The sequence below is a fragment of the Frondihabitans australicus genome (assembly GCF_003634555.1).
GTDB lineage: Bacteria > Actinomycetota > Actinomycetes > Actinomycetales > Microbacteriaceae > Frondihabitans > Frondihabitans australicus.
This window is the reverse complement of sequence record NZ_RBKS01000001.1, coordinates 3,791,521-3,816,813: the sequence shown is the minus strand read 5'-3', so window position 1 is coordinate 3,816,813 and position 25,293 is coordinate 3,791,521. Positions and strand designations below refer to the sequence as shown.

At 71.4% G+C, this 25,293-nt stretch carries 29 protein-coding genes; 14 read left to right on the top strand and 15 right to left on the bottom strand.

Annotated features, from left to right (window positions below; genetic code table 11):
• Positions 1 to 6: 6 nt before the first annotated feature.
• Positions 7 to 1,290, bottom strand: a complete 1,284-nt coding sequence (locus C8E83_RS18190; RefSeq protein WP_121371483.1) for an MFS transporter — start codon at positions 1,288 to 1,290, stop codon at positions 7 to 9.
• A gap of 78 nt (positions 1,291 to 1,368) precedes the next feature.
• Here C8E83_RS18190 and C8E83_RS18185 point away from each other — a divergent pair, with 78 nt between their 5' ends.
• The gene (locus C8E83_RS18185) at positions 1,369 to 1,878 is read left to right on the top strand and encodes a TetR/AcrR family transcriptional regulator (RefSeq protein ID WP_211331730.1); all 510 of its coding nucleotides are present in this window, start codon (positions 1,369 to 1,371) and stop codon (positions 1,876 to 1,878) included.
• Positions 1,879 to 1,887: 9 nt separating this feature from the next.
• Here the strand turns inward: C8E83_RS18185 and C8E83_RS18180 are convergent, their stop codons facing one another.
• Both C8E83_RS18180 and C8E83_RS18175 read right to left on the bottom strand, forming a co-directional pair.
• A complete protein-coding gene (locus tag C8E83_RS18180; RefSeq protein ID WP_121371482.1) occupies positions 1,888 to 3,093 on the bottom strand; it encodes a winged helix DNA-binding domain-containing protein in 1,206 nt (401 codons plus the stop codon).
• Between the two features lie 64 nt (positions 3,094 to 3,157).
• On the bottom strand, positions 3,158 to 3,670 hold the full coding sequence (locus tag C8E83_RS18175) for a hypothetical protein (RefSeq protein ID WP_147430243.1): 513 nt from the start codon (positions 3,668 to 3,670) through the stop codon (positions 3,158 to 3,160).
• A gap of 96 nt (positions 3,671 to 3,766) precedes the next feature.
• Here C8E83_RS18175 and C8E83_RS18170 point away from each other — a divergent pair, with 96 nt between their 5' ends.
• Positions 3,767 to 4,075 carry a hypothetical protein gene (locus C8E83_RS18170; RefSeq protein WP_121371480.1) on the top strand — a complete coding sequence of 103 codons (309 nt, stop codon included), beginning with the start codon at positions 3,767 to 3,769 and terminating at the stop codon, positions 4,073 to 4,075.
• Positions 4,076 to 4,081: 6 nt separating this feature from the next.
• Here the strand turns inward: C8E83_RS18170 and C8E83_RS18165 are convergent, their stop codons facing one another.
• Positions 4,082 to 5,284 carry an acyltransferase gene (locus tag C8E83_RS18165; protein WP_170160006.1) on the bottom strand — a complete coding sequence of 401 codons (1,203 nt, stop codon included), beginning with the start codon at positions 5,282 to 5,284 and terminating at the stop codon, positions 4,082 to 4,084.
• Between the two features lie 46 nt (positions 5,285 to 5,330).
• On the opposite strand from C8E83_RS18165, the gene C8E83_RS18160 reads away from it, so the two are divergent.
• The 3 genes from C8E83_RS18160 to C8E83_RS18150 all read left to right on the top strand — a co-directional run bounded on the left by C8E83_RS18160 (position 5,331) and on the right by C8E83_RS18150 (position 7,733).
• On the top strand, positions 5,331 to 6,338 hold the full coding sequence (locus C8E83_RS18160) for a BPSS1187 family protein (protein WP_170160005.1): 1,008 nt from the start codon (positions 5,331 to 5,333) through the stop codon (positions 6,336 to 6,338).
• Positions 6,322 to 7,212: an NUDIX hydrolase gene (locus C8E83_RS18155; RefSeq protein ID WP_121371477.1), complete on the top strand. Its 891-nt coding sequence runs from the start codon at positions 6,322 to 6,324 to the stop codon at positions 7,210 to 7,212. The genes C8E83_RS18160 and C8E83_RS18155 overlap by 17 nt, the downstream gene beginning before the upstream one ends.
• Before the next feature lie 65 nt (positions 7,213 to 7,277).
• On the top strand, positions 7,278 to 7,733 hold the full coding sequence (locus tag C8E83_RS18150) for a DUF6941 family protein (RefSeq protein ID WP_121371476.1): 456 nt from the start codon (positions 7,278 to 7,280) through the stop codon (positions 7,731 to 7,733).
• Between the two features lie 10 nt (positions 7,734 to 7,743).
• On the opposite strand, the gene C8E83_RS18145 is transcribed toward C8E83_RS18150, so the two are convergent.
• Entirely contained in the window at positions 7,744 to 8,082 is a 339-nt protein-coding gene (locus tag C8E83_RS18145) for a hypothetical protein (RefSeq protein ID WP_121371475.1), read from the bottom strand.
• A 246-nt stretch (positions 8,083 to 8,328) separates the two neighbouring features.
• On the opposite strand from C8E83_RS18145, the gene C8E83_RS18140 reads away from it, so the two are divergent.
• Positions 8,329 to 8,634 carry a hypothetical protein gene (locus C8E83_RS18140; RefSeq protein WP_121371474.1) on the top strand — a complete coding sequence of 102 codons (306 nt, stop codon included), beginning with the start codon at positions 8,329 to 8,331 and terminating at the stop codon, positions 8,632 to 8,634.
• Positions 8,635 to 8,712: 78 nt separating this feature from the next.
• Here the strand turns inward: C8E83_RS18140 and C8E83_RS18135 are convergent, their stop codons facing one another.
• Complete coding sequence (locus tag C8E83_RS18135; protein WP_121371473.1) at positions 8,713 to 9,219, bottom strand: winged helix-turn-helix transcriptional regulator; 507 nt, start codon at positions 9,217 to 9,219, stop codon at positions 8,713 to 8,715.
• Positions 9,220 to 9,289: 70 nt separating this feature from the next.
• Between C8E83_RS18135 and C8E83_RS18130 the strand changes: the two genes are divergently transcribed.
• Positions 9,290 to 10,555, top strand: a complete 1,266-nt coding sequence (locus C8E83_RS18130) for an MFS transporter (protein ID WP_170160004.1) — start codon at positions 9,290 to 9,292, stop codon at positions 10,553 to 10,555.
• Between the two features lie 80 nt (positions 10,556 to 10,635).
• Positions 10,636 to 11,103 carry a winged helix-turn-helix transcriptional regulator gene (locus tag C8E83_RS18125; protein WP_121371471.1) on the top strand — a complete coding sequence of 156 codons (468 nt, stop codon included), beginning with the start codon at positions 10,636 to 10,638 and terminating at the stop codon, positions 11,101 to 11,103.
• A 62-nt stretch (positions 11,104 to 11,165) separates the two neighbouring features.
• On the opposite strand, the gene C8E83_RS18120 is transcribed toward C8E83_RS18125, so the two are convergent.
• The 3 genes from C8E83_RS18120 to C8E83_RS18110 form a co-directional block, all read right to left on the bottom strand.
• Positions 11,166 to 12,311, bottom strand: a complete 1,146-nt coding sequence (locus C8E83_RS18120; RefSeq protein ID WP_121371470.1) for an ATP-binding protein — start codon at positions 12,309 to 12,311, stop codon at positions 11,166 to 11,168.
• 286 nt (positions 12,312 to 12,597) lie between these two features.
• The gene (locus C8E83_RS18115) at positions 12,598 to 13,020 is read right to left on the bottom strand and encodes a hypothetical protein (protein ID WP_170160003.1); all 423 of its coding nucleotides are present in this window, start codon (positions 13,018 to 13,020) and stop codon (positions 12,598 to 12,600) included.
• A 245-nt stretch (positions 13,021 to 13,265) separates the two neighbouring features.
• On the bottom strand, positions 13,266 to 13,850 hold the full coding sequence (locus C8E83_RS18110) for a TetR/AcrR family transcriptional regulator (RefSeq protein WP_245981814.1): 585 nt from the start codon (positions 13,848 to 13,850) through the stop codon (positions 13,266 to 13,268).
• A 73-nt stretch (positions 13,851 to 13,923) separates the two neighbouring features.
• Between C8E83_RS18110 and C8E83_RS18105 the strand changes: the two genes are divergently transcribed.
• Together C8E83_RS18105 and C8E83_RS18100 are read left to right on the top strand one after the other, a co-directional pair.
• A complete protein-coding gene (locus C8E83_RS18105) occupies positions 13,924 to 14,832 on the top strand; it encodes an aldo/keto reductase (RefSeq protein ID WP_245981811.1) in 909 nt (302 codons plus the stop codon).
• Positions 14,833 to 14,968: 136 nt separating this feature from the next.
• The gene (locus tag C8E83_RS18100) at positions 14,969 to 15,769 is read left to right on the top strand and encodes a GDSL-type esterase/lipase family protein (RefSeq protein WP_121371466.1); all 801 of its coding nucleotides are present in this window, start codon (positions 14,969 to 14,971) and stop codon (positions 15,767 to 15,769) included.
• Here the strand turns inward: C8E83_RS18100 and C8E83_RS18095 are convergent.
• The 4 genes from C8E83_RS18095 to C8E83_RS18080 form a co-directional block, all read right to left on the bottom strand.
• Positions 15,753 to 16,412 (bottom strand): GntR family transcriptional regulator, encoded by a 660-nt coding sequence (locus C8E83_RS18095; protein ID WP_121372000.1) that lies wholly within the window; start codon positions 16,410 to 16,412, stop codon positions 15,753 to 15,755. The genes C8E83_RS18100 and C8E83_RS18095 overlap by 17 nt on opposite strands.
• A 182-nt stretch (positions 16,413 to 16,594) precedes the next feature.
• Positions 16,595 to 17,692 carry a Gfo/Idh/MocA family protein gene (locus tag C8E83_RS18090; protein WP_121371465.1) on the bottom strand — a complete coding sequence of 366 codons (1,098 nt, stop codon included), beginning with the start codon at positions 17,690 to 17,692 and terminating at the stop codon, positions 16,595 to 16,597.
• A complete protein-coding gene (locus tag C8E83_RS18085; protein ID WP_121371464.1) occupies positions 17,689 to 18,441 on the bottom strand; it encodes a sugar phosphate isomerase/epimerase family protein in 753 nt (250 codons plus the stop codon). The genes C8E83_RS18090 and C8E83_RS18085 overlap by 4 nt, the downstream gene beginning before the upstream one ends.
• A gap of 116 nt (positions 18,442 to 18,557) precedes the next feature.
• Positions 18,558 to 18,944, bottom strand: a complete 387-nt coding sequence (locus C8E83_RS18080; RefSeq protein ID WP_121371463.1) for a DUF3052 family protein — start codon at positions 18,942 to 18,944, stop codon at positions 18,558 to 18,560.
• A 78-nt stretch (positions 18,945 to 19,022) separates the two neighbouring features.
• Between C8E83_RS18080 and C8E83_RS18075 the strand changes: the two genes are divergently transcribed.
• Positions 19,023 to 20,054: an NAD(P)-dependent alcohol dehydrogenase gene (locus tag C8E83_RS18075; protein ID WP_121371999.1), complete on the top strand. Its 1,032-nt coding sequence runs from the start codon at positions 19,023 to 19,025 to the stop codon at positions 20,052 to 20,054.
• 25 nt (positions 20,055 to 20,079) lie between these two features.
• Positions 20,080 to 20,802 carry a GNAT family N-acetyltransferase gene (locus C8E83_RS18070; protein ID WP_211331729.1) on the top strand — a complete coding sequence of 241 codons (723 nt, stop codon included), beginning with the start codon at positions 20,080 to 20,082 and terminating at the stop codon, positions 20,800 to 20,802.
• Here the strand turns inward: C8E83_RS18070 and C8E83_RS18065 are convergent.
• Positions 20,739 to 22,271: an MFS transporter gene (locus C8E83_RS18065; RefSeq protein ID WP_121371461.1), complete on the bottom strand. Its 1,533-nt coding sequence runs from the start codon at positions 22,269 to 22,271 to the stop codon at positions 20,739 to 20,741. The genes C8E83_RS18070 and C8E83_RS18065 overlap by 64 nt on opposite strands.
• A 76-nt stretch (positions 22,272 to 22,347) precedes the next feature.
• On the opposite strand from C8E83_RS18065, the gene C8E83_RS18060 reads away from it, so the two are divergent.
• Complete coding sequence (locus C8E83_RS18060; protein ID WP_211331728.1) at positions 22,348 to 22,788, top strand: MarR family winged helix-turn-helix transcriptional regulator; 441 nt, start codon at positions 22,348 to 22,350, stop codon at positions 22,786 to 22,788.
• On the opposite strand, the gene C8E83_RS18055 is transcribed toward C8E83_RS18060, so the two are convergent.
• Complete coding sequence (locus tag C8E83_RS18055) at positions 22,785 to 23,549, bottom strand: IclR family transcriptional regulator (RefSeq protein WP_121371460.1); 765 nt, start codon at positions 23,547 to 23,549, stop codon at positions 22,785 to 22,787. The genes C8E83_RS18060 and C8E83_RS18055 overlap by 4 nt on opposite strands.
• Positions 23,550 to 23,657: 108 nt before the next feature.
• Between C8E83_RS18055 and hutH the strand changes: the two genes are divergently transcribed.
• Entirely contained in the window at positions 23,658 to 25,223 is a 1,566-nt protein-coding gene (gene hutH, locus C8E83_RS18050) for a histidine ammonia-lyase (RefSeq protein ID WP_121371459.1), read from the top strand.
• Positions 25,224 to 25,293 lie beyond the last annotated feature (70 nt).

The window sequence follows — 25,293 nt, the reverse complement described above, 5'->3', positions numbered from 1 at the left end:
AGGCTCTCAGGGTAGCGCCGGCGCCCTTCGATCGCGCCGGACGTCCCACCAGGTCCAGAGCCCGATGACGATCGCGCCGACGAAGAGGATCAGCGCCGACCACGCGAGCGCCCCGCGCAACCCTGCGATGGCCCCGAGCACGGCGAGGATGATGCCCGACCCGGTGCGGAACCCGCTCGACACCGTGCTGAACAGGCCGACGATCCGCCCGCGTTCGCCCGGCGGCGCCATGAGCTGCACGATGCTCTGGCTGAACGACATCGACGCCATGTTCGCGACGCCCGCGACGACGAGCGCGACGACCGCGAGCCAGTAGGAGCCGGTGGTCGCGAAGAGCAGGATGAACCCGCCGAAGAAGATGGTCCCGAGCACCGCCGTGAGCACGTTCGGCTTGAGCACGCCGATCGCCTCGAGCAGGAACCCGCCGAGCACCGCCCCGATCCCGTTCGCGAAGAGCAGCACGCCGTAGGCGAGCCCGGCGCTGCCCGCCCCGAGCGCCACGGCGAACTCGGGCATCGACACCTGGATCGCGCCGCCGACGAAGAGCGCCATGAGGCCGGAGAGCACGAGCATGGACACCACCGCGGGCGCGAGCCTCACCTCGCGGATCGTTCGGACGGAACCGAAGATGGCGGCGCCCGGGCCGCCGACCGGCTTGGCTCCTGCCCCCATGGCCACCCCGTCGCGCGTGTGGCCGGTGAAGGGCGTGCGGAAGAGCAGGATCGTCATCGGCAGGTAGAACACGACGTTTGCCCAGATGCCGAAGTGCGGCCCGAGGCCGAGGAGCAGCACCGAGCCGACGGCCGGCCCGAACAGGATGCCGAGCGAGCGGAACGTGGCGTTGAGGCGGATCGCGCCCGGCAGGTCGGCGGGCTCGGCGAAGTCGTGCAACAGCAGCTGCTCGGCGGGCGCCCAGAGCGAGCCCGCGCAGCCGTGGAGCACGAGGAGGACGCACGCCATCCAGACCTGCAGGGTGTCGGTGGCGAAGAGGATGCCCCAGACGACCGAGACGCACATGAACAGCACCTGGGCGATCTGGATCAGTCGGCGGCAGTCGTAGCGCTGCGCCAGCCCGCCGAACGTGACCGAGAGCAGCAGGAACGGCAGCCAGTGACTGATGATCTCGAACCCGGTGAGGGCCGTCGAGTGGAACTTCTGCCAGAGCACCCAGTAGGTGATGACGTGCTCGATGTTGTCGCCCATCATGGCGAGGCCCGCGGCGAAGAGGTACGGGCGTGAGTGTCGGTCGCGCAGGGCGGCGAACCGGGTGGGGGCTGCTGCGGTGGTCATGGCCTTCTTTTCGTTACATGGTGTCTCGAATAGACCGTAGCACAGTTCAGAGACACACTGTCTCGTTATAGTGGTCGCATGCAGACCAAGATCGGCGAGGCCGCGGCTCGGGGGCGCCCGCGGAGCGAGACCGTCCGTCTCGCCGTGCTCATGGCGGTCGACGACCTGCTCGTCGAAGAGGGCTACGAGGCGATGACCATGAAGGGCATCGCCGAGCGCGCCGGCGTCGGCCGCCAGACCGTGTACCGCTGGTGGTCGACGAAGGCCGAGATCCTCTACGAGGCGTGCGTCGTCGACGCCGGTCGCGATCTGGCCGCAGGAGCCGACGACCCAGGCGACCTCGACGCCTTCCGTCGGCGCGTGGCCGGGTTCCTCGCCTCGACCGATGCCGGGGCGTCGTACCTCGCGCTCCTCGCAGCGGCGCAGCTCGACCCGGCGGTTGCCACGCTGATGCGCGGCGGCGATCCGGTGCGGGCGGCGGCGTGCGAGGCGCTGCGGGCCGCGCCTGGCGACGACCCGGACGACATCGACGACGCGGTGGCCGCGTTGCTCGGGCCGCTCGTCTACGCGGCGCTCACGGGCCCCTGACCAGGCGGGTCAGGCGACGAGGGCGCGCTCGAGCGCCGTGGGGAAGACGGGGCGCACGACGGCGCCGCCGAGGCGCGACTGCAGCGTGGCGGCGGCCTCCGCAGCGGCGGCGACCACCGACGCGCCCCGGTCGACGAGCACCCGCGTGCGGACCTCGCCCGACGCCGCGACGCCCCACACTCCGACGACCTCGCCGCCCCACCACAGCGTCGGGCCGAGGTTGCCGTTGCGGTCGTAGTGCCCGTCGGGGCCGCCGGGGAACATCCAGTCGCGGGTCTTGTATCCCATCGGGGTGGGGTCGAGGCACGGGAGGAGGGCGATCGACGGATCGGGAGCGGCGGCAGAGCGATCCTGCGCCCGGATCTCGTCGAGTGACTCGGGCAGCGCGACGCCCGGGCCGGCGTCGCCGAGCGAGACCTCGACGACGGGCAGGCGCGAGAGGGCGGCGCGGACGGCCGTCTTGGTCCAGCCCGTCCACCACTCGAGGTCGGACACCGGGGCCGGCCCGAAGGCTCCCAGCCACGACCGCACGAGCGACACCTGGGCGTCGGCGGTCTCGAGCGCGGGGAGCCCGTCGGGGAACCAGTGCTCGACCGGCTCCCACCGGTGCTGGCGGGTGGTCCACTCCCCCGTGGCCGTGCCCCGCACCATGAGGCCGTCGCAGCTCATCACGACGAGCAGAGAGCTGGTGACGTTCGCCGGCAGGTCGGAGGGCGCGCGGGGCGTGATCGTGGTGCGGAGCCGCGGCTCGTCGGCGCTCAGCTGGACGCCGGTCGCGCTGCCCCGGGCGAGCAGTGCCGCGTGAGCACCTTCCTCGACCGACTCGATCCACTCACCGACGTCGCCCTCGATGGCCGGCTCGGTGCCGTTGCGGGTGAGGCGACTGACCAGCTGACGCCGCAGAGTCGCGGCGAGCGGTCGGCTGACGCCCGCCTGCACGATCGGCACCGTCGCCGTGGGGAACGCGAACAGAGTGCGGCGCATGGCCATCCAGCGCACGAGACTGCGGCGTTCGTACATCGCCTCCTGCAGCCCGGCGATCGTGAGGTCGCGGCCGCGGGCGAGCACCGAGAGGTACACGGTCGCAGGATCCGTGGCATGCAGCCCGACGAGGCTCTCGGCCACCTGCTCCGCACTCTCGGCCCCACCGCCGAGGTGGTGCCGGCGCACGATCAGGGCGCGGCGCTGCTCGGGCGTGACGACGGGAGTGCTCATGCGGCGAACCTACCGGCCCCCTCCGACGCCCGCGGTCGCGAGCCGGCCTCGCCGCGCCGGGCGGCTACGCGGCGGCGGTGACGGGGACGAGCCCGCGACGAGCGGGCCGCAGGCTGACGCGGTACGGCAGCGGCACGACGGTGCCGGCGGGGATGAGCACGCGGCCGTCGTGCGGGTCGCGCAGCGGGAGGTCGCCGGCGAGCAGCGGCACGGTCGTGTAGCCCGCCTCCGCCTCGCGGTGCGAGACGCGCGGCAGGGCGGTGAGGCACAGCGACAGGCCCACGAGACCGAGCAGCATCGCCACCATCGGGGCGATCGCGGCGTCGAAGCCGCCGATGCCGCGCGCGGTGAGGGCGAGCAGCGTGATGACGGTGCCGACGAGGCCGGCCGCGCCGAGCACGGCCGAGACGACGCTGACGAGCACCCAGGTGTACGCGGGCAGACCGCGGACGAGGCCGGTGGTCGGGTTCACGGGGTCCTCCAGGGGGTACGGCCGGTGCGCCGGCGACGGGTGGGGCTGGCAGGGGCGGGGCGCAGGATCCTGCGACTCGGCTCCCAGCGTACGAACGGCCGGCATTCGGCCACGAGTCCGCCTTCGGGTGCCACCAGCACGGGGGGACGCGGGGGCGAACCCCTGCCAGACTGGTGCCACCGAACGAAAGGCAGCACCAGCATGGACGAGCGCATCGCGAACGCGTGGGACGACGTCACCGTCGAACTGAGCCAGGACGAAGACGACGACGTCACGGTCACCGACGAGGGCCTGACCGTCGACGGCAACCTCTTCGCCTACCTCGAGGGCGAGCTGCTCGTGATCCAGCTGCCCCAGGCGCGCGCCGACGACCTCGTGTCGCGCGGCATCGCCTCCCGCCACGCCGACGGAGGCGACTGGGTGACGATCGCCGACCCCGAGCTGTGGCTCGAGCTGGCCGGCGAGAGCCACGCGTTCGTGGGTGAGCCCGCGGTCGGCGGGCAGTCGTAGGTCTCGTTACGCCGTGGCGGCGTCCGCCGGCTTCGCGACGGCGGGCCCGGCGGGCCCGCGACGGCGCGCGCGCCATGGGCGCCACGCGAGCGGCAGACTGACCGGAGTGCGTCGCGCCACGGTCGAGATGCCGTAGGCGAGCAGCACGACGATCACGTAGCAGACCAGCGTGAGCCACGGCGTCGGCACGTGCCCCTCGACCCAGTCGTCGCCGACGAACAGCATGAGCCACAGGATCATCGGGTGCGCCAGGAAGATCCCGAAGGAGCGGTCCGACACGACGGCCACTCCGCGCGCCAGCGAGCTGCCCTCGACGCGGCGGTCGGCCCACCAGGTGCCGAAGGCGAGGAAGCCGAGGCCGACCCCGACCGCCCAGACCATGATCACCGGCTGCAGCGGGGTGCCGGCCCGGTAGAGGCTCACCCCGTTGGCGATCGAGACGCCGAAGAACACGAGGGTGCCGACTCCGGTCGCCGCGGTGATGATCGCGACGACTCCTCGGTGCGAGCGCACCCAGGCCAGGAACTCCTTCGCGTGGTACGCCGCCACCGTCCCCGCGAGGATGAAGAAGATGTACGACACGAACAGGCTCTTCGAGTGTGCCGACACGAACCCGAGCGAGTGGGCGGAATAGCGGTAGAACCACGTGATGACGAGCTGGTACGCGAACGCCAGCGAGAGCAGCAGCCAGTGGAACCGCGCGGTCTTCCGCACCACCCAGAGGAAGACGGGGAACAGCACGTACACCTGCATCGTCACGAGGAGGAAGTACAGGTGGTACCAGGCGGTGCCCTGCACGAGGTGCAGCCCGAGCGCCGCGAGGGCCTCGCCGAACGTGTAGTGCGGCGAGCGCAGGTTCGAGGCCGCGAAGTAGATCACCGACCAGGTGACGTACGGCACGCCGACCAGCAGGAGCCGACGGGGCAGCGACCGCAGGAACGGCGCGGGGGCCGCCTTCGCGAAGTACCCGTAGGCGAGCACGAACGCGGTGAGCGCGAAGAACACCTGGCGGGTGAAGTGCAGCAGGGCGAGCAGGCCGTAGAGCGGCACGTCGGTCGAGGCGACCGTGTGGCTGGTGGTGTGCACGCCGATCACGCAGGCGAAGGTGAGGATGCGCACGACGTCGATCTCGTGGAGGCGCGGTGCGCGGGATCGGGGTGCCGACGGCGTCGCGGGGGCGTGAGGGGTCTGCGGGGAGGCGCTGCTCATCGGGTCTTTCGGGCTCGGCGGACCGGTCCATCGTACTGTGGCACCTATGGCGAGACCGGGGGCGAGGGTTCGTACCGCGACACTCGTCGCCGTGTGCGTGTCGGCGATCCTGCTCTTCTGCATCGTCGCGGTCGTCACGAACCACGGGTCGAGTCCCGCGAAGCCGACCGCGTCGCCCTCCGCTCTCGGTGACGGCTGGCTGTCGTTCCGGCTGCCCGACGCCCGGCGGGCCCTGCTGAAGCCCGACCAGATGAACCTGGCGAAGGCGGCGCAGGAGCCGGGGCCCGGCACGTCGCTGCTCGTCTTCCTGCCGGCGACGGGCGAGCGTCCGCTCGGCTATCGCGAGTTCCTCCGCACCGCCTCGGCCGAGGGCTTCTCGGTGCTCGGGCTCGACTACTGGAACATCGGGCCGAGCGTCACCCGCACCTGTCTCGGCGACGCCCGCTGCTACGGCGAGGTGCAGCAGAACCGATTCACGGGCGCCGACCCGTCGCGCTTCAGCAGGATCGGGCCCGAGAACTCGATCCTCGACCGTCTGCACGACTCCCTGACGTACCTCGAGCAGCACGATCCCGCCGGGGACTGGTCGCAGTACGTGCACGGCACGACGATCGACTGGTCGCGCATCGTGCTCGCCGGTCACTCGCAGGGCGGCGGCGAGGCCGGCTTCATCAGCCACCTGCACGAGGTGCAGGGAGTCCTCATGTTCTCGTCGCCGGTCGAGACCTACGGTCGGGTGTCGGCGCGCTGGCTCGACCACCCGGGGGCGACGCCGCGGTCGCGGTTGTACGCGTTCGACGACGTGCACGACGTCTACCACGCGAGGATCGTCGGCTCCTGGCGGCGTCTGCACCTCGGCCACGAGGTGAGGGGCGACGTGCCGACCGGGTCGCATGCGCTGCTGTCGACGCGCGTGCTGGGCACGCCGCTTCAGACGCACGGGCGGAGCGTGAACGACCGCACGCCGCTGCGGCCCGACGGCGAACCCGTCTTCGCGCCGACGTGGCGGTGGATGCTCGAGCAGGTCGGGGGTCGCGATGACGCGGCGGCCTGACGAGGAGCGACTGCGGCTGAGCGACGCCGTGGCCCGCGCCGACGCGATGATCGAGCGGGGCGACCGCGTCGCGGTGTCGCCCCGGGATGCGGCGTCGGTGATCCTGCTGCGCTCGGCGGGCGTCTCGAGCGGAGGCCTCGAGGCCTTCCTGCTCGTCCGCCGGCCGAGCCTCGCCTTCGCCCCGGGCATGGCGGTGTTCCCCGGCGGCTCGGTCGACCCGCGCGACTTCGACGGGGCGCCGCAGGTCTCGGGCCCGACCCCGGCCGAGTGGGCCGCGCGCCTCGGCGTCGACGAGCCGCTGGCGCTGGCGCTGCTGTGCGCAGCGGTCCGCGAGACCTTCGAGGAGACCGGCGTGCTGCTCGCGTCGTCCGCCGACGGCTTCGTCGACACGCAGGAGCCGACGTGGCGCGAGACAAGGAGCGCCCTGGAGGCGCACGAGGTGGCGTTCAGCGACGTGCTCGCCGAGCACTCACTCGCCCTCCGCACCGACCTGCTCTCGCCCTGGGCGCGCTGGACCACGCCCCGTTTCGACAAGCGGCGCTACCGTGTGTGGTTCTTCGCGGCGCACCTGCCCGACGGGCAGCGGGCGGCGGCAGTGTCGACCGAGTCGGTCACGGCGTCGTGGACGCCCGTGTCACGAGCGGTCGACGACGCCGACGCAGGGCTCGTCGACATGCTTCCGCCGCAGTACTACACGCTCGCCGAGCTCGCGGCCGACGGGGCGCCGGCGCCGGGGCTCGCGCCGTCGAGAGTTCTGCCGGACGTCGAGCCGAGGGTGGGGCGCGACGACGAGGGGGCCTTTCTGGCGCTGCCGGATCGGATCCTGCGCTTCGGCTCGGGTGGTGTCCGAGGGAATTCCAGGGGCCCGCAGTAGCTTCGGCCTAGGGCGTGAGCCGCAGGCCCGCCGGGGGTGCCAGCCCCACGATCCGAGGGGAACCCATGAACGTCACCGCCTTCCTCGCCGACTCGGCCGAGACCGTCAACGGCAAGATCTACGCGATGGGCATCGGCTGGGACCTCCTGGTGTCGCCGACCTTCCCGTTCGCCTTCCCGCGGGTGGCGCTCGGCGTGATGATCCACGTCGAGTGGACCGAGACCGACGTCGACCACGAGCTGCGCGTGCACCTCGAGACGGAGGACGGCGTCGTGATCCCGATGACCCAGCCCGACCCGCGCGAGCCCGAGCAGCGCGTCACCGCCGAGTGGGGCACGACGTTTCGAGTCGGCCGCCCGCCGGCTCTGTCGCCGGGGTCAGAGCAGATCGTCCCGTTCTCGCTGAACGTCAACGACCTCACGTTCCCCGCGCCGGGCGGCTACTCGTGGGTGATCGTCATCGACGGCGAGGTCGAGGCGCGACTGCCGCTGAAGGTCGCCGTCGCGCCGCAGCCGGCCTGACGCGGTCGGTCTAGAGGTCGATCTCGACGTCGGGCAGTTCACCGGCGCGGGGCTGCTCGGCCGCGACCGCCTGCGGGTTCGCCAGGCGAGACTCCTCGGAGGCGAACGACTCGAGGAGGCCAGGGTCGACGATCTCCTCGTAGGGGCTGTCCTCGCTCTCGGAGACCATTTGGCTCGCCGGGCCCAGCAGGAAGCTCGCCCGGCCGAGGGTCCCGTCGGGCTTCCGGATCGGGATGTCGACCGTGGCCGACGTCCCCCGCCGCGCCAGCGCCGCGGCATAGTGCAGCAGGCCTTGGGCGATCTCCGACCCGGTGAGGACGGACTCGTCGGCGTAGTGGATGCGTTCCATGTCTCTCTGGCTACGCCGATAGCCTGACGAGTGTCCGATTTCAGGGCAGACGCTCGCCGGATGTCCCCCTGATCCTGCGCATTGCGGCCCGCGAATCGCCCTCTAGCGGCTCGGAGCATGCCCCGTCAAGGGGGTCGGCCCCTCCTTTGCCTGAACGCGCCCGGGATGGTTGGATCGCCTGACGGACCGTGAGCGCGATTCGACGCGCCTCCACTGAGTCCGCACGATGCCGGAAGGGGGCGATCGTTGGTCGAGGACAGCCACTACCACCGCCAGCCCGGTGTCTCCCCCGTCAGGATCCAGGTGTACCCGAAGCGGAAGCTCTCCGACCTGCCCCCGGGGCTGCGGACGATTCCGGCCGAGAGGCCGCTGCGACTGACCAGCGACACGGCCGCCACGTACGCCGACTTCTTCTCCGGCGGGCGCAGCTCGGGCATGGCGTCGTTCAGCCACATCGCCGACGACGACGGCCTCGCAGCCGACCGTGCGGCCGACGAGGGTCGCGCGCTGGCCGAGGAGCACAACCAGGAGACCGACCCCATCGGCGCCTGACGTTCTTCCTCCCAAAAACGACTCTGCACACGCGAATCCGGGTGTGCAGAGTCGTTTTTGGGAGGTATTGGGCACTCACTACACCCGCAGCGGCTCCATGAGCGGGTGCGGCTCGCGCCGCAGGGCCTGGGCGAAGACGTCCTCCGTGACGCCGTCGCCGCGCTGCACGTCGATTCGCGACGCGGCGGGGAACATGCCGCAGTTCTCGCACGCGCCCGTGCGGCCGATCGGACCGCAGCCGCGGTGCGTGTAGCTCATCCGGCAGTCGGCGTCGACGTAGTTCTCGCTGCCCCACTGGGCGAGGCTCGACACGATCGGCCAGAGTGACGCGCCCTTCTCGGTGAGGGCGTACTCGTCGCGACCGCTCGCCGCGGGCACGCGCTCGACCAGCCCCTCCTCCACCAGGCCGTTGAGGCGCGACGTGAGCGTCGCCGGCGGGAGTCCGATGTGCTTCTTCATGTCGCTGTAGCGGCGGATCCCGTAGAAGAGGTCGCGCACGATGAGCAGGGTCCAGCGCTCGCCCACGACCTCGAGAGTGCGGGAGATCGCGCAGTGCTGCGTCGCGTAGTCGGTTCCGAGTGGCATGCTCCGAGAATATCACTAAATTCATTGATTGATGCTTGCGAGTTCAATCAATGATGTGCATACTTGCGGCATGGCTGACACAAACACCTCCCGGATCCGGATTCCCCGGAGCGTCGGATTCGCCGCCACCTCGGCGTCCCTGATCGCGTTCTTCCTCGCCGCCGGCGCCCCGACGCCGCTCCTGCCCCTCTACGAGGCAAGCTGGGGCTTCGCACCGTCGATGCTCACGCTCGCCTTCGGCGTCTACGCGATCGCGATGGTCGCAGCCCTCCTCGTCGTCGGCTCGCTCTCCGACCACATCGGCCGGCGCCCTCTGCTCATCGGGTCGCTCGCGCTCGAACTGGTGGCCGTGCTGGTGTTCTTCGGGGCGCAGTCGATCGGCTGGCTGATCGTCGCCCGGATCCTGCAGGGCATCGCCACGGGCGCCGCGTCGAGCAGCTTCGGCGCCGCGGCCGTCGAGCTCGCCAGTGAGAACCGCAAGAAGCTGGGCGCGCTCATGACCAGCCTCGCGTCCACCGCCGGTCTCGGGGTCGGCGCCCTCTTCGCGGGACTCGTCGCCCTCGCGATCCCGGCGTCGGCGGCCGTCATCGTCTGGGCCGCTCTCGCGGTCGTCATGGCGGCCGGGACGGTCTTCGCACTCCTCACTCCGGAGACCTCGACCCGGCGACCCGGTGCCCTCGCGTCCCTGGCCCCCCGCTTCACGATCCCGGCGAAGGTGCGGCCCCTGTTCGTCGCCACCGCGCCGAGCATCGTCGCGACGTTCCTCACCGCCACCTTCTTCCTCGGGCTGCTGCCGACCGTGCTCGGCGCCGTGTTCGGCATCACGTCGCCGATCGTCGGCGGTGTGCTCACGTTCGTCATGTTCGGCGTCGCGGCGACCGCCTCGGTGACGACCAGCGCGATCCCGGCGCACCTGCTCAAGATCCTGGGCGATGCGGCCATCGTCGTCGGAGCGATCGGCCTGCTCGCGGCCTTCGCCTCGGGCGACCTCGCGCTGGTCTGGGGGAGCACGGTGTTCGCCGGAGCCGGGCTCGGCGGCACGTTCTCGGCCAGCACGCGCAGCCTCGTGCCCGAGGTCGCCGCCCACGAGCGGGCGGGCCTCTTCGCCGGGATCTTCGTGATCGCCTACGTCACGCTCGGCGTCGCGGCGATCGCCGCCGGATTCGTCGCCACGGCCGTCGGGGTCGAGGCGGTCGCGATCGGGTTCACGGCGGTCCTCGCGATCCTCGGCCTGGTGGGCATGCTGCTCGCGGTCGGCGTCCACACGAGGGCCCGGCGGACCACGGTGCGCTCCGCCCACACGCCCTGCCCCACGGCGCCCGTCGCCACCCGGTGACGGTCACGCCACTCGATCGCAGCGCGAAGGGAGCCCGGCCAGGGCTCCCTTCCGTTGCGCAAGACAGCTACCCTGCTCACATGTCCCCGCGAGTCCCCGCCGTCACCGAGAACACCCCGCTCTGCTCGATCGAGCGCAGCGTCGACGTGCTGAGCGACCGGTGGAGCTTCCTCGTGCTCCGCAACACGATCCACTACGGGCAGACCCGCTTCGGCGAGATCCAGAAGAGCCTCGGCATCGCGTCGAACGTGCTCTCGTCGCGGCTCGACGCGCTCGTCGACGCCGGCATCCTGACCAGGGTCGACTACCAGGAGCCGGGCGCACGCCGACGTGAGAGGTACGAGCCCACCCCGGCCGGTGCCGACCTCCGCGTCGTGCTCGCCGCCCTGCAGCAGTGGGGCGACGAGCACCTGCCGCGCACGGACGGCCCCACGATGCTGCGTCGCGGCCGCACCGGAGGGCCGATCGGGGTCGGATTCGTCGACGAGGCCGGCCGCCAGGTGCCCGCCGACGAGGTGCGGATCGTGCCGTCGCGGCCCGCGGCGTAGCGCTTCACCCGCAGAGGTCCGCCGACGGCAGGTGCCCGCCTCCTCGCCGCTACGTCATGGTGTCAACCGCCTTCTTGATCGCGGACGAACTCGGCGAAGCCCGGAATGGTGAACTCCAGCATGCCGCGGTCGGCCGACTGAATGAGCCCCTTGTCGATGAGGCGTCCGCGCGGGGACGAGAGGTGATTGGTGGGTATCTGCAAGTCGGCGGAGATGTCGGCGCGTGACACAGGATCGTCGCCGCGTGCGGCCATTGCCGAGAGCATCCGCCTCTCGAGTGCCGCACTCTGCGCCCAGCGTGCTCGAAAAAGCGCCTCGAGGTCGTCGCGCATAGCGATCCGACCGCGCTCGACATCATCCACACCGACCGTTCGACCTGGATCTGGGCGCCCCGCCGCGGCCCAGGTGGCGTCGCCGATCAGTTGCACGGTGTACGGGTAGCCCTGCGCTACCGAGAGCGCATTTGCTACCGCTTCCCGGGTCCACGTGACGCCGAGCGCACGCGCTGGGCCAACCAGGGCGATCTCCTCGGCTTCTTGCTCCAGCGGTCCGAGTCGACGATAGGCAATGCGTTCACTGAAGGTGACGACCGAGGCGATCACCTCCGGCGCGTTGGGAAGCCCGGCGGCAAACACTGCGGCGGGAATGTCGGCGCCTTCCGCCTGCAGGTGCTGCCAGGCATAGACCAGTGTGCGAATGCCGGCCTCATCGGCGGCCTGGACTTCGTCGATGAGAATCACGATGCCGGCACCGTAAGACGCAGCCTCTCGAATGACGGCCTCGAATCCGCGAACACCGACGGGCTCCTGCACCTTTTCGCCGTTCAAGGTCGCGGACGCCTGCGCTATGCCGGGCGCACCGATGGTCAGCTTCAGAGATTCGATGCGGTCGAGGAGACGTGTACTCGCTTCATCGCCCAGGGAGGCCGTGGCAGAGGCGATCGCTGCTCCGATCTGTGCAATGAGCCCTTGACTCTCTCCAGCTGTCACCCACGCCGTGATGGCACCGCGGGCAACGGCACGACGCTGGTACTCGCGCAGTAACGACGTCTTGCCGAACCCGCGGGGTGCGTGGTCGACTCGGATGCGCCCGACCAGTCGACCGAGGTCGACCATCGCAGACAGGCGCTCGTCGATGTCCGCGAGTTGCGACGCCCGACCAGGGACGGTACGGGCGACCTCACCCGGCGTGTAGGGGCTCGGCTGCATGACGCTCCTCGGATTATTTGGGATGAAACTCGACTTTCATCTCAAATCATCTCAAATCCCGCGGGTGTGGCGAGTAACCGACGCAGTCATTCGAAGGAGGAAGTCAGTCGCGAGAGGAACCTGGACATCGCAACGACCATCGATGCTTCCTCATGTTGCGCCAGACCGCGCTCTGCCGGGAGACGCGCTTCAGTATCGCGTCGAACGTGCTCACGTCGCGGCTTGAAACCTGACGGGGCCGCCCCAGCCGCAGCAAGCATCGTCCACTGGCAACGGGCGCGGCCCATCAGCGACTGCTGCGGGTCACGGTGTACTTCTTGTTCTCGGACGGGTCGGCCGTCCAGAAGTACATCTGAGACCTGCCGAAAACCACGTTGCCCGTCCAGCCTTTGTGATTGAAGGCCGACGACGTCATCTTCGTGCCGACGAACTCGATGTATTCGTGAGGTACCTCCGGGTCGATGTACCATTTCGCCGCGCCGCTGACGACGCCCGCACCGTCCCCACCCGCAGCGACTCGCGGGAAGTCGGAGAATATTGCACGCCCGTCCGAGAAGACCGTGATCGCACCACCGTTCGGACCATGCCACGTGCCGATGACGTCTGCGGGCCGCACTTCGACAGACGTGCACCCGGTAGCGCTCACCACGAGAGCACAGGCCGCGACACAGCCGACCACGACGCTCGCCCGCCTGCGCACTCTCGCCATGTGAATACCCCCTGTCAGCAGAAATTACCGCCGTTTGGCCGAATCGGCTATCGGCCTGACGGATGAGCACGCGTCACCCTCACGGGCGGCACCCGCACTGGGGACCAACCGGTTCCGGCGGGGTGCCGAACCCCTGCTGCGGGTTCCCTGGCCCGCTCTCCAGGGGGCGGACGCTGTGATCGCGTCCGCTCCCTTCCCCACCGCCGCGGCGTTCCCCTGACGACGCGGCGGTGCGACGTCGCCTCTCAGGCCCGGGCTCGCAGCCCCGCCACGAGGAGGTCGAGCATTCGACCGGCCTGATCCCGGTCGGGTGCCTCGGCCGTGGCGAGGAACACTCCGATCAGCGAGACGACGACATCGTCGGCCGCGACGTCGGCCCTGAGGGTGCCTTCCGCTGCTCCTGCGGCCAGCATCTCGCCCACGGCGGCGCGGATCCGCTGCCGAGTCTCGCCGGGCGCCGATGCCACCCCGGCGCTCAGGAGTGCCCGCAGGGTCTCGGCCATGCCGCGCTTGGCGGCGACGAACGCGCCGTAGCGGTCCATCCACGCGCGCAGCGCCTCGGCCGGCGGCAGCGTCGCGAGCAGGGTCGAAGCCGTGTCGCACACCGCGCCCAGTTCGGCCCGGTAGACCTCCTCGACGAGCGCCTCGCGCGTCGGGAAGTGCCGGTACAGCGTGCCGATGCCGACCCCGGCGTCGCGGGCGATGCCCTCGAGCGAGACCGCGGTCGACCCGGCGCTCGCCTCGAACGCCGCCGCGGCGGCGGCGCGCAGCCGGTCGCGATTTCGGGCCGCGTCGGAGCGCACGCGGGGTGCGGGAGTGTCGGTCGCCACTAGCGGAGGCTCCTCCGTTTTGCTATCGTCGGTCGCGGCGGAGGCTCCTCCGCTTCGCACTCCAGTATCCCCGATGAGACGAGAGAGCACCATGCCCGAGACCCCACGACCCGGCGGCACCTACCCTCTGGCCGGCCGCGACACGCCCCGCATCGGCTACGGCGCGATGCAGTTGGCCGAGAGCAGAGTCAGGGAGCCCCTCGCGGTCGACGCCTCCACGCGCCTCCTCCGCCGCGCCCTCGAGCTCGGCGTCACACACTTCGACACCGCCGAGTTCTACGGCGGCGGCGAGGCGAACCGCCGCCTCCGCGCCGCGTTCGCGCCCTATTCCGACGACGTCGTGCTCGTCTCGAAGGTCGGCGCCGTGCACGTCGAGGGCGCGAACCCGCCGCTCGTGCCCGCCCAGAAGCCTGCCGAGCTGCGCGCGCAGGTCGAGCAGAACCTCCGCACCCTCGGCGCCGAGCGTCTCGCCGTGGTGAACCTCCGCCGCGTCGACGGCCCTCCCGGCATCGTCGCCGAGGGCGACCAGATCGTGCCGCTCGACGACCAGCTCGCCGAGATGATCGCCCTGCGCGACGAGGGCAAGATCGACGGGATCGGCCTGTCGAGCGTCTCGGCAGAGCAGATCGAGCAGGCGCTGCCGGCGGGCATCGCCTGCGTGCAGAACCTCTTCAATCTCGTGACGCGCGACGACGACGCCCTCGCGGTCTGCCGCGACAACGGCGTCGCCTGGGTGCCGTTCTTCCCGCTCGGCTCCGGCTTCCCCGGTGCGGCCAAGGTCACCGACCAACCTGCGGTGCAGGAGCAGGCGGCCCGGCTGGGCGCGACGCCCGCGCAGGTGGGCCTCGCCTGGCTCCTCGCGCACTCGCCGAACGTCATGCTGATCCCCGGCACCACGAGCATCGAGCACCTCGAGGAGAACGTGGCCGCGGGCGGCGTGACTCTCGACGAGGAGGCGATGCGAGCCCTCGACGCGGTGTGACGGGCGGCGGGGCGGCTGCTCCTGCGCCCTGGGGCTGACGAGACCCGTGTGACGGATGTGACCGGTGCGCTTTGCGGACAAAACCCTTTCGGGGGTCGTGTCCGCACTGTGGAGGACATGACAGACTCGCCCCGTCATGAACCACCGCACGCACCCCCTCGTCCTCCGCCTCGCCAAACCCCTTCTGCGGGTGCAGTTGAGGCTGTACCAGCGTGCGCTGACCGCGGCCCCGTTCCCGGCCGATGAGCCCGACTTCAGCATGCCGGGCGAGAACCCCGACCGCCTCTCGTTCGTCGGCAGCATCGCGGTCTCGGGCTACGGCGTGCTGCATCACGGCATGAAGACGTCGAGCCGCACCGCTCAGCAGCTCGCCGCGACTCGCGAGCGCGGCTGCGTGTGGACGGAGGCGACGTCGCCGACGCTGAGCATCTCGGGCGCCGCCGACCTGCCCTTCCTGGTCTCGGACGACGCCGACGCGGCCGTGCTGATCATCGGCATCACCGACGTGCTGCTCGGCACCGAGCCCGACGAGTGGCGCAGGTCGCTGCAGCGGATCATCGCGCGCATCCGGCACGAGGCCTCGGCCGAGACCGTCGTCGTGGTCGCCGAGATCCCGCCGATGTGGAAATTCCAGGAGGTCACGGGCGCCGCCGCCGAGCTGATCACCACGGGAATCGAGGAGCTCAACGCCGTCACCCGCGCGGTCGTCGCCGACACCCGCGGAGCCGTCACGGTGCCGTTCCCGACCGTCGAGCAGGACCAGCTCTTCGTCCGCGACTCGCTGTCGTGGGCGACGATGCACAAGCTCTGGGCCAAAGCACTGACCCCGGCCGTGGCGAACCTGCTCGCCGAGCGCGAGGCGCTGGCTGCGGCCGGCCCCGCCGCGTCGACGGTCGAGGCACCCCGAGAGAAGCGGGTCGCTACCCCCGTGGCGTGACCGGCAGCTGGTGCAGGGCCTCGCCCGCCAGCTCGGCCGCGATGCCGTCGCCCGCGAGCGTCGCCGCCTTGAGCTCGAGGTACTGCTGGCGCATCTCGCCCCAGGGCAGCAGGTCGACGATGTTCGGCACGCGCAGCCGATAGGCGAGGCCGAACTCGATGTCGCGCGTCGCCTTGATGAGCGGCGCGTTGCCGCACAGCCCGACGAACGCGTCGAACAACGCCACGGTGTGCACGTTGACGGAGAGGAAGTCTCCTTCGTCGAGAGCCTCGACACAGCTGTCGACCTGAGCTGCGAGACGCTTCGCCTCGGCTTTGGTCAGCAGGGGCACGGCGAGGCGGAGCACCCCGCCGTACAGGACCCCCAGGGTCTGCAGGATCGGCACCACCATCGCGGGGTCGGGGTCGGCGACCGCCGTGAAGCGGTTCGGCTCGATGACCACGAGGCCCATGTGCTCGAGGTCGACGAGGGCCTCACGGATCGGCGTGCGCGACACCCCCAGCCACGCCACCAGCTCGTCGTCGTTGAGGCGTTCGCCCGCGAGGAGCGTGCCGTCGAGGATGGCCTCCTGGATCTGCCCGCGGACGCGATCGCGCAGGAGCAGGCGGGTCTCTTTCGCATCGGACGTCACGGGCACGGGCATGCTGATCCCCTTCGACACTGCTGGTGTCTCAACACGGTACTCCTATGTCACGCGTCGGTGCTCCCCCCTTCGTGGCATTGCCCCCTCCCAAAAACGACTCTGCGCACCGTATGTACGGTGCGCAGAGTCGTTTTTGGGAGGGGCAAGGGGCGCAGGAGCGGCGACCCGAGCCCGCGACGCCGCTACAGCGTCGAGGCGGCCGGGTCGAACGAGACGTCGAGCGGCGACGGCTTCTCGACCCGCGAGGCGATCGTGACGGCGTCGCCGGACTCGGCGGCGTCGCGGATGCCGAGCATCACGTCGAGGACGTGCGAGGCCAGGGCTCCCGAGGCCTTCTCGGGCACGCCCGCGCGGATCGAGCGGGCGAGGTCGACGACGCCGGTGCCGCGACCCCACTCGGAGCCCTCGGCCGTGATCGTCGTGGGCTCGTCGCTGCCGAACCGCCACAGCGTCGAGTCGCCGACGAAGGTGTTCGGGTCGGGCAGCACGAGGGTTCCCTCGGTGCCGGTGATCTCGACGAAGCCCATGCGCGGCAGGGCCTGCTGGAACGAGAACGTCGACTGCGACGACTGGCCGCCCGCGAACGAGATGAGCGCGGCGTGGTGCGTCGGCACCTCGACCGGGAACACGGTGCCCGCGGCCGGGCCCGAGCCGATGGTGCGGGTCTCGTGCGACTTCGACGAGACCGCCTGCACGCGCGAGGCCGAGCCGAAGGCGTGCACGAGGGTCGTGATGTAGTACGCGCCCATGTCGAAGAGCGGCCCGCCGCCCTTGGCGAAGAGGAACTCGGGGCGCGGGTGCCACGACTCGGGGCCGGGCACCTGGAACATCGTCGTCGCCGTGAGGGGCTCGCCGATGTCGCCGCGCGCGATGGCACGGAGGGCGGTCTGGATGCCGGCGCCCAGGACGGTGTCGGGAGCGCAGGCGACCCGCAATCCTGCGCCCTGAGCCGCCGCGAGGAGCGACGCGGCGTCGTCGGCCTCGAGCGCGAGGGGCTTCTCGCTCCAGACGTTCTTGCCGGCGGCGATGACCTGGCGGCCGACCTCGGCGTGGACGGCCGGGATGGTGAGGTTGATCACGATCTCGGTGTCGTCGTGGGCGAGGAGCTCGTCGACGGTGCCGAAGCCGGCGATGCCGTACTTCGTCGCCTGCTCTTCGGCGCGGCCGAGGTCGATGTCGGCGATGAAGCGGACCTCGACGTCGGGGAACTTCGTGAGGTTCTCGAGGTACTGGGTCGAGATGTTGCCGGCCCCGATGAAGCCGATGCCGACGGCGCTCATTCGGCGGCCGCCGTGTCGTTCTCGGTGAGCCAGGCGAACGAGGCCGCGAGAGCCTCGAACAGGTCGCCGGAGTACTGGTCGAACTCGATGACCCGGCGGGCGCTGGGCGCCGCGGCGAGGATCGCGGGGATCGGGATCTCGCCCTGGCCGGCGGGACGCTGGTCTTCCTTGCCGCCGGCGATCGAGCCGTCCTTCACGTGGATGAGCTTCACGCGGTCGCCGAGGCGGCCGAGGAGGGCCGCGGCGTCGGCGCCGCCGAGCGTGGCCCAGTAGGTGTCGACCTCGAGCACGACGGCGGGGTCGAGCTTCGACGCGAAGTACTCGAGCGCGGTGGCGCCGTCGATCGAGGTCTCGAGCTCCCAGTTGTGGTTGTGGTAGCCGAAGGCGAGGCCGTACCCGGCCGCCTGCGCGGTCAGCTCGTTGACGCGGGCCGCCGTCTCGTCGATCTGCGCCGCGGTCTGCCAGCGGTCGCCCGGGATGAACGGGTCGATCACGGTCTCGATGCCGACCGTCTTGGCCGCCTCGAAGATCTGGGCCGCGTCGGCCGAGTCGATCGCGGGCGCGTGGCCCGAGGGAGCGGTGAGGCCCGCCGCCGAGAGCGCCGAGGCGAACTCGTCGGGGCGCTCGGCGAAGCCGTAGGGCTCGACGGTGGTGAAGCCGATCTCGGCCAGGCGCGCCACCGCGCCCGGCAGATCGGCCGCCACGGCGTCGCGGACGCTGTAGAGCTGGACGGAGAGGGGCTTGGTCATCGTTGACTCCTGTGGGGGTGAGTGACGGTCGGCGACTTCTGTTGACGATCAGACAAAAGATGTACAGGTCGCGACGGAACCACCCTACCGGCGGCGCCTCCACCGGGACAAGGGAGTCAGGCCGGGCGCACCCGCATGGCCGACCACTCGCCGTCGAGGGCGACGAGCGTGACGCCGTTCAGGCCGTGCACGGCCAGCGCCTCCTGCAGGGTGTCGCGGTGCAGCGGCCTCGCGCCCTTCCGGTACGCGACCCAGAGGCGTCCGAGCGCGGCCGTCGACTGCCACGCGGCCTCGATGCGCGCGTGGACGTCGTCGACCGTGTCGGCGAAGAGGAGGACGATCTGCGCCGACTCGTCGGGGGCCTCGTCGGCGAGGACGGCCGAGACTTCGACCTGGTCGGGCAGAGGGCCGAGCAGCGTGAGCAGCTGCTCCTGCTCGATGCCCCACGCGGCCACCCATGACCCCTGCTTCACCCCGAGCTTCACCGCGGTCGACTGCACCATGCCAGCAGGGTAGCGCGCGTCGCTCGACGGCGAGGAATAGACGACAACCGTTGCTTTTTCCGGCGTACGATGCACGACATGAGAGCTCTTCAGTACCGCACCATCGGATCCCGCCCGGAGCTGGTCGAGATCGACACCCCCACCCCCGCGCCCGGCGAGATCCTCCTCCGCGTGACCGCCGCCGGAGCGTGCCACTCGGACGAGTTCATCATGGGCGCGTCGGCCGAGGACTACTCCTTCAAACCCCTGCCGCTCACGCTCGGCCACGAGGTGGCCGGCACCGTCGAGGCGATCGGCGAGGGCGTGCGCGACGTGGAGATCGGCGAGTCGGTGCTCGTCTACGGCCCGTGGGGCTGCGGGCGCTGCTACTCCTGCGCCAAGGGCGAGGAGAACAACTGCGAGAAGGGCATGCGCGCGCCCGGCATCTTCACGGACGGCGGTATGGCCGAGTACATGATCGTCGACGACGCCCGCCACCTCGTGCCGCTCGGCGACCTCGACCCCGTGAAGAACGTGTCGCTCACCGACGCCGCCCTCACGCCCTACCGCGCCGTGAAGTCGGCGCTGCCGAAGCTCACGCCCGGCACCACCGCGGTCGTCATCGGCTCCGGCGGCCTCGGCCACGTCGCGATCCAGCTGCTCAAGGCGCTCACGCAGTCGACCGTCGTGGTGCTCGACGTCTCGGACGACAAGCTGGCGTTCGCCCGCGAGGTCGGTGCCGACCACACGTTCCTCTCGAACCCCGACGCGATCGAGTCCGTCAAGGGCCTCACCCGCGGCCTCGGTGCCGACGCGGTGTTCGACTTCGTCGGCATCCAGCCCACCGCCGACCTCGCTGCGAAGATGATCCGCACGGCCGGCGACATCGTCGTGGTCGGCGTCGCCTCGGGCGCCGTGCCGATCGGCCAGACCACGGTGCCGCTCGACGTCACCGGTCGCGCGATCAACTGGGGCTCGCGCATCGAGCTCATGGAGGTCGTCGAGTTGGCGAAGCGTGGGGCGATCTCGATCCACGTGGAGGAGTACTCGATGAGCGAAGCGCCGGCCGCGTACGAGCGACTGCACGCGGGCAAGGTTCAGGGGCGCGCGGTCGTCGTTCCGACGCGCTGACGCCGGCTCCTGCGCCCTGCTCGTCATGCCCTCGGGAATGACGGGCGGGGCGCGCGCCGTTGCCCTGAGCATGCACCTGCTCGACGACGCCATCGGCGCTGCCCTGCGCACGCGTCACTCCTCGCTCGCCCTGGTCGACGGCGGCGCCGCCCGCTACCCGACCGACGTCGCCCCGTTCGCGTCCCTCGGCCTCTCGCCGACCGCTGACGACTGGGAGGCCCTCGGCCGCCTCGCCCCCACGGGCGCCGTGGCGATGTTCGTCGAGAAGGGCTTCCACCCCGCGCCCGGCTGGGAGACGCTGCAGGAGATCGGCCTCACGCAGATGGTCGACACCGGCGTCACCCCGCCCGACGAGGCCTTCGACGAGGCGCAGGATCTCGGAGAGCAGCACGTGCCCGAGATGCTCCGCCTGACCACCCTCACCGCCCCCGGCCCGTTCGAGCGACGCACGATCGAGTTCGGCGGCTACCGCGGCGTCGTCGGGGCCGACGGGCGACTGCTCGCCATGGCCGGCCGCCGGCTCGCCCCCGAGGGATGGGTCGAGGTGAGCGCCGTCTGCACCGACCCCGAGGCGCGCGGGCGGGGCTACGCCCGACGGCTGATGCTCGACGTGATCCGCGGCATCCGCGCCGACGGCGACCGCGCCTTCCTGCACGTCGCCGAGGGCAACCCGGCGCGGGGGCTCTACGAGTCGATGGGGTTCGAGGCCCGCGCCGACCTCAAGGTGAGCGTGCTCGCGCGGTCCTGACCGCCGGGGCCGAGACGGAGCGTCGCGAGCAGGCCGACCACGAGGAACGCGGCGGCGACGAAGGTCGAGTCGCGCGCACCGGCCGAGAAGGTCGCCGCCGTCGACGGCGTGCCCGCCACGGAGTACAGGATGGTGCCGAGCACCGCGATGCCGAGCGCCGAGCCGAGCTGTCGTGACGTCGACTGCGTGCCGGACGCCCTCCCGCTCTGCTCCTGCGGCACGTCGGCCAGCACGACGCCGGTGAGCTGTGCGGTCGCGAGGCCCACGCCGAAGCCGTAGACGAACAGGAACGGCACGATCTGCCACCACTCGGTCGTCGCCGAGATCACGAGCCCGGTGCCCGCGACGCCGACGATCTCGGCCACGATGCCGACGCGCACCACGCGCACGGGCGAGAACCGGCCCGAGGTCGCGCCCGCGAAGCCCGAGGCCACGAACGAGCCCACCGCGAGCGCAAGCAGCACGAAGCCCGTCTGGAGGGCCGAGTAGCCCAGCACCTCCTGCATCCAGAGGGGCAGCGACAGGATGATGCCGAACTCCCCCAGCGCCACGATCAGGGCGGCGACGTTGCCGTTGCGGAAGGAGGGGATGCGGAAGAGGTCGACGGCGATCATCGAGGGCAGGCCCCGGCGGTCGCGGCGGATGCCCCGGGTGACGAACGCTGCTCCTGCGACCAGGGCCACGGCGAAGGCGACGGGAATGGGCGAGAAGACCCAGGAGCCGACGGCGAAGGTGCTCGTCGCGGGCAGCCACCAGCCGTAGGTGCGCCCCTCGATCAGCCCGAAGACGAGGCTCGCGAAGGTGATGACCGAGAGCACCGCGCCGCCCGGGTCGATGCGCGAGGCGTGCCCTGGGTCGCGCGACTCCGCGACGAAGAGCACGACGCCGATCACGACGGCGATTCCGATCGGCACGTTGATGCCGAACGCGTAGCGCCAGGTGAAGTCGGTGGTGAGCCAGCCGCCGAGCAGCGGTCCGAGGGCCGTCATGCCGCCGATCGTCGACCCCCAGATCGCGAAGGCGATGCCGCGCTCGCGCCCCGAGAACGTCGCGTTGATGAGCGAGAGCGTCGTCGGCAGGATCATCGCGCCGCCCACGCCCTGCACGAGCCGCGCTGCGATCAGCCACCCGCCACTGTCGGTGCTCGCCGCGAGAATGCTCGACAGCGCGAAGACGACCACCCCGATCAGCAGGATCCGGCGCCGCCCCAGCCGGTCGGCCAGCGACCCGAAGACGAGCAGGAGGCTGGCGAAGACGAGCGTGTACGACTCCTGCACCCACTGCACCTGGCTCGTCGAGATGTGGAGGTCGCCGATGATCGAGGGGATGGCGACGTTCACGATCGTCGAGTCGACGATGATGATCGAGACGGCGACGCTGATGAAGACGAGGCCGGCCCAGCGGTGGCGCTGGGCGCGCGTGCTCGCGCCCTTGGTGGTCGAGTCGTCAGGCGCGGGTGCTGTCGTCATGTCTCCGACGATACTCAGTCGGCTGTGGATTTGCTCAGCAGGCTGAGTGTTCAGCGATCGAGGCTACGCTGGGGCGATGGCAGACGCTGGCCCCGGGCCCGACATGACGACCTGGCCGACCGGCCGCCTGCTCTCGATGGCCTCGCGACTCGTCGAGCACACCTGGATCGAGCGCCTCGCCGAGGCCGGCCTCACGCACGCCGGCCTCATCGCCCTCGACCTGCTGCAGCCCGGCCCCGCCTCGCAGCGCGACCTCGCCACGCGCGCCCGCGTGCAGGAGCAGACGATGTCGCGCACGCTCGAGCGCCTCGAGCGCGACGGTCTGGTGTCGAGGGCGCAGGATCCCGCGGACCGCCGCCGAACCCTCGTCGCCTCCACTCCGGCCGGCACCACGGCCTGGGCTGCCGCGCGCACGCTCGAGACCGAGGTGTTCCCGCGATCCGCCGACCCCGACGCGTTCCGGGCAGAGCTGCTGGCGGTCATCCACGCCCTCAGCGCGGAGCGCTGGCCCGGCTAGCGGCCGCGGAGGCGCGCGCCGAGCGCGCCGGCAGCGCCCCGCACCGCCGCGACGACCTCCGGCAGCACCGTGTGGTCGACCGCCACGGTGCGATACGTGACGCCGATCGCCGCCGTCGGATAGTCGTTGTGGTCGAGCACGACCGCCGCGACCGAGGCGTAGCCGTCGGTGATCTCGCCGTTCTCGAGGCCCCAGCCGCGCCGCCGGGTCTCGCGGAGCAGCTCGTCGAGCTGCCGCAGCGTCTGCGGCCCGGCCCCGCGCCGGTCGACGAGGCTGTCGCGGTCGGGGAAGAGGGCTCGCACCTGCGCGTGCTCGAGGTGGGCCAGGATCACGCGACCGGTCGCCGTGAGGTGCGCAGGCAGGTGCACGCCGATCGCGCTCACCAGCGAGGGCGCGCGGGGTGCCGACTCCTGCGCCAGGTAGACGATCTCCTGGCCGTGCAGCATGCCGAGCTGGGCGACGACCGGCAGGCCCACATCGGCGAGCAGGCGCGAGAGCAGCGGGGTGCCGAGTCGCCGTAGCCTCGTCGCGCGGTCGGCCGAGGTGCCGAGCTGAGCGAGGGCGGTCGAGAGGGCGTACGTGCTCTCCTCGGGGAAGTGCACGACGAAGCCCTCGTCGAGCAGCGCCCGCAGGAGGTGGTACACCGTCGATCGCGGCAGGTCGAGCTCGCGGGCGACGACGGCCGCGTGGGTCGGGCGGGCCTGCTCGGCGAGGAACCGGATCACGCGCAGCACGTGGCGCGCGGCGGGCACCGAGGGCATGGGGCTCCTGTCACACGCTCGACACAGCCGGGCGCTGCGTCTCGTATCCGAGACAGCATACGCGGGCCGAGCGGCCCGCGACGGCCCGCGGTGGAGTCCAATGGTCGCGTGACCACCAGCGCCCCTCCCCTCACCCCGCCCGTCGTCGTCTCGGTCGGAGCCCTGTCGCCCGCCGACGTCGCAGCCGTCGCCCGGCGCGACGCCCGCGTCGAGCTGAGCGACGCCAGCCTCGCCGCGATGGCCGAGAGCCGCGCCGTTATCGAGGCCCTGGCCGAAGACCCCCAGCCGCACTACGGCGTGAGCACAGGATTCGGGGCCCTCGCCTCCAAGCGCATTCCGCCCGAGCAGCGCGCTCAGCTGCAGGCATCGTTGATCCGCAGCCACGCCGCGTCGAACGGCCCCGAGGTCGAGCGCGAGGTCGTCCGCGCCCTCATGCTGCTGCGCATCTCGACGCTCGCGACGGGGCGCACCGGCGTGCGACCGATCGTCGCGCAGACCTATGTCGACGTCCTGAACGCCGGTATCACCCCGATCATCGGCGAGTACGGCAGCCTCGGCTGCTCCGGCGACCTCGCGCCGCTGTCGCACTGCGCGCTCGCGCTGCTCGGCGAGGGCACCGTGCGCGACCGCCACGGGGTGGCGATGCCGGCGGGCGATGCTCTCGCCGCCGCGGGCATCTCGCCGATCCTGCTGCGCGAGAAGGAGGGCCTCGCCCTCGTCAACGGCACCGACGGGATGCTCGGCATGCTGCTGCTCGCCCTCGACGACCTGCGCACCCTCGTCACCACCGCCGACGTCGCTGCGGCGCTCAGCATCGAGGCCCTCATGGGCAACGACGCGGTGTTCCAGCGAGACCTGCAGGAGCTGCGCCCCCACCCCGGCCAGAAGGCCTCGGCCGCCAACATGCTCTCCGCCCTCGCCGGCTCGCCGCTCATCGCCGCGACGAAGACCACCGGCTTCACGCGGGTGCAGGACGCGTATTCGCTGCGTTGCGCCCCGCAGGTGCACGGCGCCGTCCGCGACACGATGGACCACGCGGCTCTCGTCGCGTCGCGCGAGCTCGCCAGCGCCGTCGACAACCCCGTCGTCACGCTCGACGGCCGGGTCGAGTCGAACGGCAACTTCCACGGGGCGCCGGTCGCCTACGTGCTCGACTTCCTCGCCATCGCGACGGCCGACCTCGCCTCGATCTCCGAGCGCCGCACCGACCGCATGCTCGACCCGGCGCGCAGCCACGGGCTCAACCCGTTCCTCGCCGACGACCCCGGCGTCGACTCGGGCCACATGATCGCCCAGTACACGCAGGCGGGCATCGTCTCCGAGCTCAAGCGCCTCGCCGTGCCCGCGTCGGTCGACTCGATCCCGTCGTCGGCCATGCAGGAGGACCACGTCTCGATGGGCTGGGCTGCCGCTCGCAAGCTGCGCCGTGCGGTCGACGGCGCCACGCGCGTCGTCGCCGTCGAGGTGCTCACGGCCTGCCGCGCCATCGACATGCGTGCGCCGCTGTCGGCCGGGCCCGTGGGCGCTGCGGTGCTCGCGGCGCTGCGCTCGCGTGTGGAGGGCCCCGGCCCCGACCGCTTCCTCGCGCCCGAGATCGAGGCGGCGGTGCAGCTCGTGAGCGCCGGAGACGTCGCCCGGGTGGCGTCTGCCGCTGCTCCTGCGCCCCTCGCCTGACCTCACCCGGTCGTCGAGTGGCCCGAAACGCACGCTCTCGCCGCCCGCCACGTACATTTCGGGCCAGTCG

What these genes read in the sequence shown, in the direction of transcription:
- C8E83_RS18080 (WP_121371463.1), bottom strand. Translation starts at nt 18,944, where the DNA reads ATGGTGCAGTCGACCGCGGTGAAGCTCGGGGTGAAGCAGGGGTCATGG.
- C8E83_RS18115 (WP_170160003.1), bottom strand. Translation starts at nt 13,020, where the DNA reads ATGGCGAGAGTGCGCAGGCGGGCGAGCGTCGTGGTCGGCTGTGTCGCG.
- C8E83_RS18185 (WP_211331730.1), top strand. Translation starts at nt 1,369, where the DNA reads ATGCAGACCAAGATCGGCGAGGCCGCGGCTCGGGGGCGCCCGCGGAGC.
- C8E83_RS18060 (WP_211331728.1), top strand. Translation starts at nt 22,348, where the DNA reads ATGGCAGACGCTGGCCCCGGGCCCGACATGACGACCTGGCCGACCGGC.
- C8E83_RS18155 (WP_121371477.1), top strand. Translation starts at nt 6,322, where the DNA reads ATGACGCGGCGGCCTGACGAGGAGCGACTGCGGCTGAGCGACGCCGTG.
- C8E83_RS18135 (WP_121371473.1), bottom strand. Translation starts at nt 9,219, where the DNA reads ATGCCACTCGGAACCGACTACGCGACGCAGCACTGCGCGATCTCCCGC.
- C8E83_RS18090 (WP_121371465.1), bottom strand. Translation starts at nt 17,692, where the DNA reads ATGAGCGCCGTCGGCATCGGCTTCATCGGGGCCGGCAACATCTCGACC.
- C8E83_RS18125 (WP_121371471.1), top strand. Translation starts at nt 10,636, where the DNA reads ATGTCCCCGCGAGTCCCCGCCGTCACCGAGAACACCCCGCTCTGCTCG.
- C8E83_RS18175 (WP_147430243.1), bottom strand. Translation starts at nt 3,670, where the DNA reads ATGCCGGCCGTTCGTACGCTGGGAGCCGAGTCGCAGGATCCTGCGCCC.
- C8E83_RS18180 (WP_121371482.1), bottom strand. Translation starts at nt 3,093, where the DNA reads ATGAGCACTCCCGTCGTCACGCCCGAGCAGCGCCGCGCCCTGATCGTG.
- C8E83_RS18075 (WP_121371999.1), top strand. Translation starts at nt 19,023, where the DNA reads ATGAGAGCTCTTCAGTACCGCACCATCGGATCCCGCCCGGAGCTGGTC.
- C8E83_RS18165 (WP_170160006.1), bottom strand. Translation starts at nt 5,284, where the DNA reads ATGAGCAGCGCCTCCCCGCAGACCCCTCACGCCCCCGCGACGCCGTCG.
- C8E83_RS18055 (WP_121371460.1), bottom strand. Translation starts at nt 23,549, where the DNA reads ATGCCCTCGGTGCCCGCCGCGCGCCACGTGCTGCGCGTGATCCGGTTC.
- C8E83_RS18190 (WP_121371483.1), bottom strand. Translation starts at nt 1,290, where the DNA reads ATGACCACCGCAGCAGCCCCCACCCGGTTCGCCGCCCTGCGCGACCGA.
- C8E83_RS18105 (WP_245981811.1), top strand. Translation starts at nt 13,924, where the DNA reads ATGAGACGAGAGAGCACCATGCCCGAGACCCCACGACCCGGCGGCACC.
- C8E83_RS18085 (WP_121371464.1), bottom strand. Translation starts at nt 18,441, where the DNA reads ATGACCAAGCCCCTCTCCGTCCAGCTCTACAGCGTCCGCGACGCCGTG.
- C8E83_RS18120 (WP_121371470.1), bottom strand. Translation starts at nt 12,311, where the DNA reads ATGCAGCCGAGCCCCTACACGCCGGGTGAGGTCGCCCGTACCGTCCCT.
- C8E83_RS18145 (WP_121371475.1), bottom strand. Translation starts at nt 8,082, where the DNA reads ATGGAACGCATCCACTACGCCGACGAGTCCGTCCTCACCGGGTCGGAG.
- C8E83_RS18095 (WP_121372000.1), bottom strand. Translation starts at nt 16,412, where the DNA reads ATGCCCGTGCCCGTGACGTCCGATGCGAAAGAGACCCGCCTGCTCCTG.
- C8E83_RS18150 (WP_121371476.1), top strand. Translation starts at nt 7,278, where the DNA reads ATGAACGTCACCGCCTTCCTCGCCGACTCGGCCGAGACCGTCAACGGC.
- C8E83_RS18100 (WP_121371466.1), top strand. Translation starts at nt 14,969, where the DNA reads ATGAACCACCGCACGCACCCCCTCGTCCTCCGCCTCGCCAAACCCCTT.
- C8E83_RS18160 (WP_170160005.1), top strand. Translation starts at nt 5,331, where the DNA reads ATGGCGAGACCGGGGGCGAGGGTTCGTACCGCGACACTCGTCGCCGTG.
- C8E83_RS18170 (WP_121371480.1), top strand. Translation starts at nt 3,767, where the DNA reads ATGGACGAGCGCATCGCGAACGCGTGGGACGACGTCACCGTCGAACTG.
- C8E83_RS18130 (WP_170160004.1), top strand. Translation starts at nt 9,290, where the DNA reads ATGGCTGACACAAACACCTCCCGGATCCGGATTCCCCGGAGCGTCGGA.
- C8E83_RS18065 (WP_121371461.1), bottom strand. Translation starts at nt 22,271, where the DNA reads ATGACGACAGCACCCGCGCCTGACGACTCGACCACCAAGGGCGCGAGC.
- C8E83_RS18070 (WP_211331729.1), top strand. Translation starts at nt 20,080, where the DNA reads ATGCCCTCGGGAATGACGGGCGGGGCGCGCGCCGTTGCCCTGAGCATG.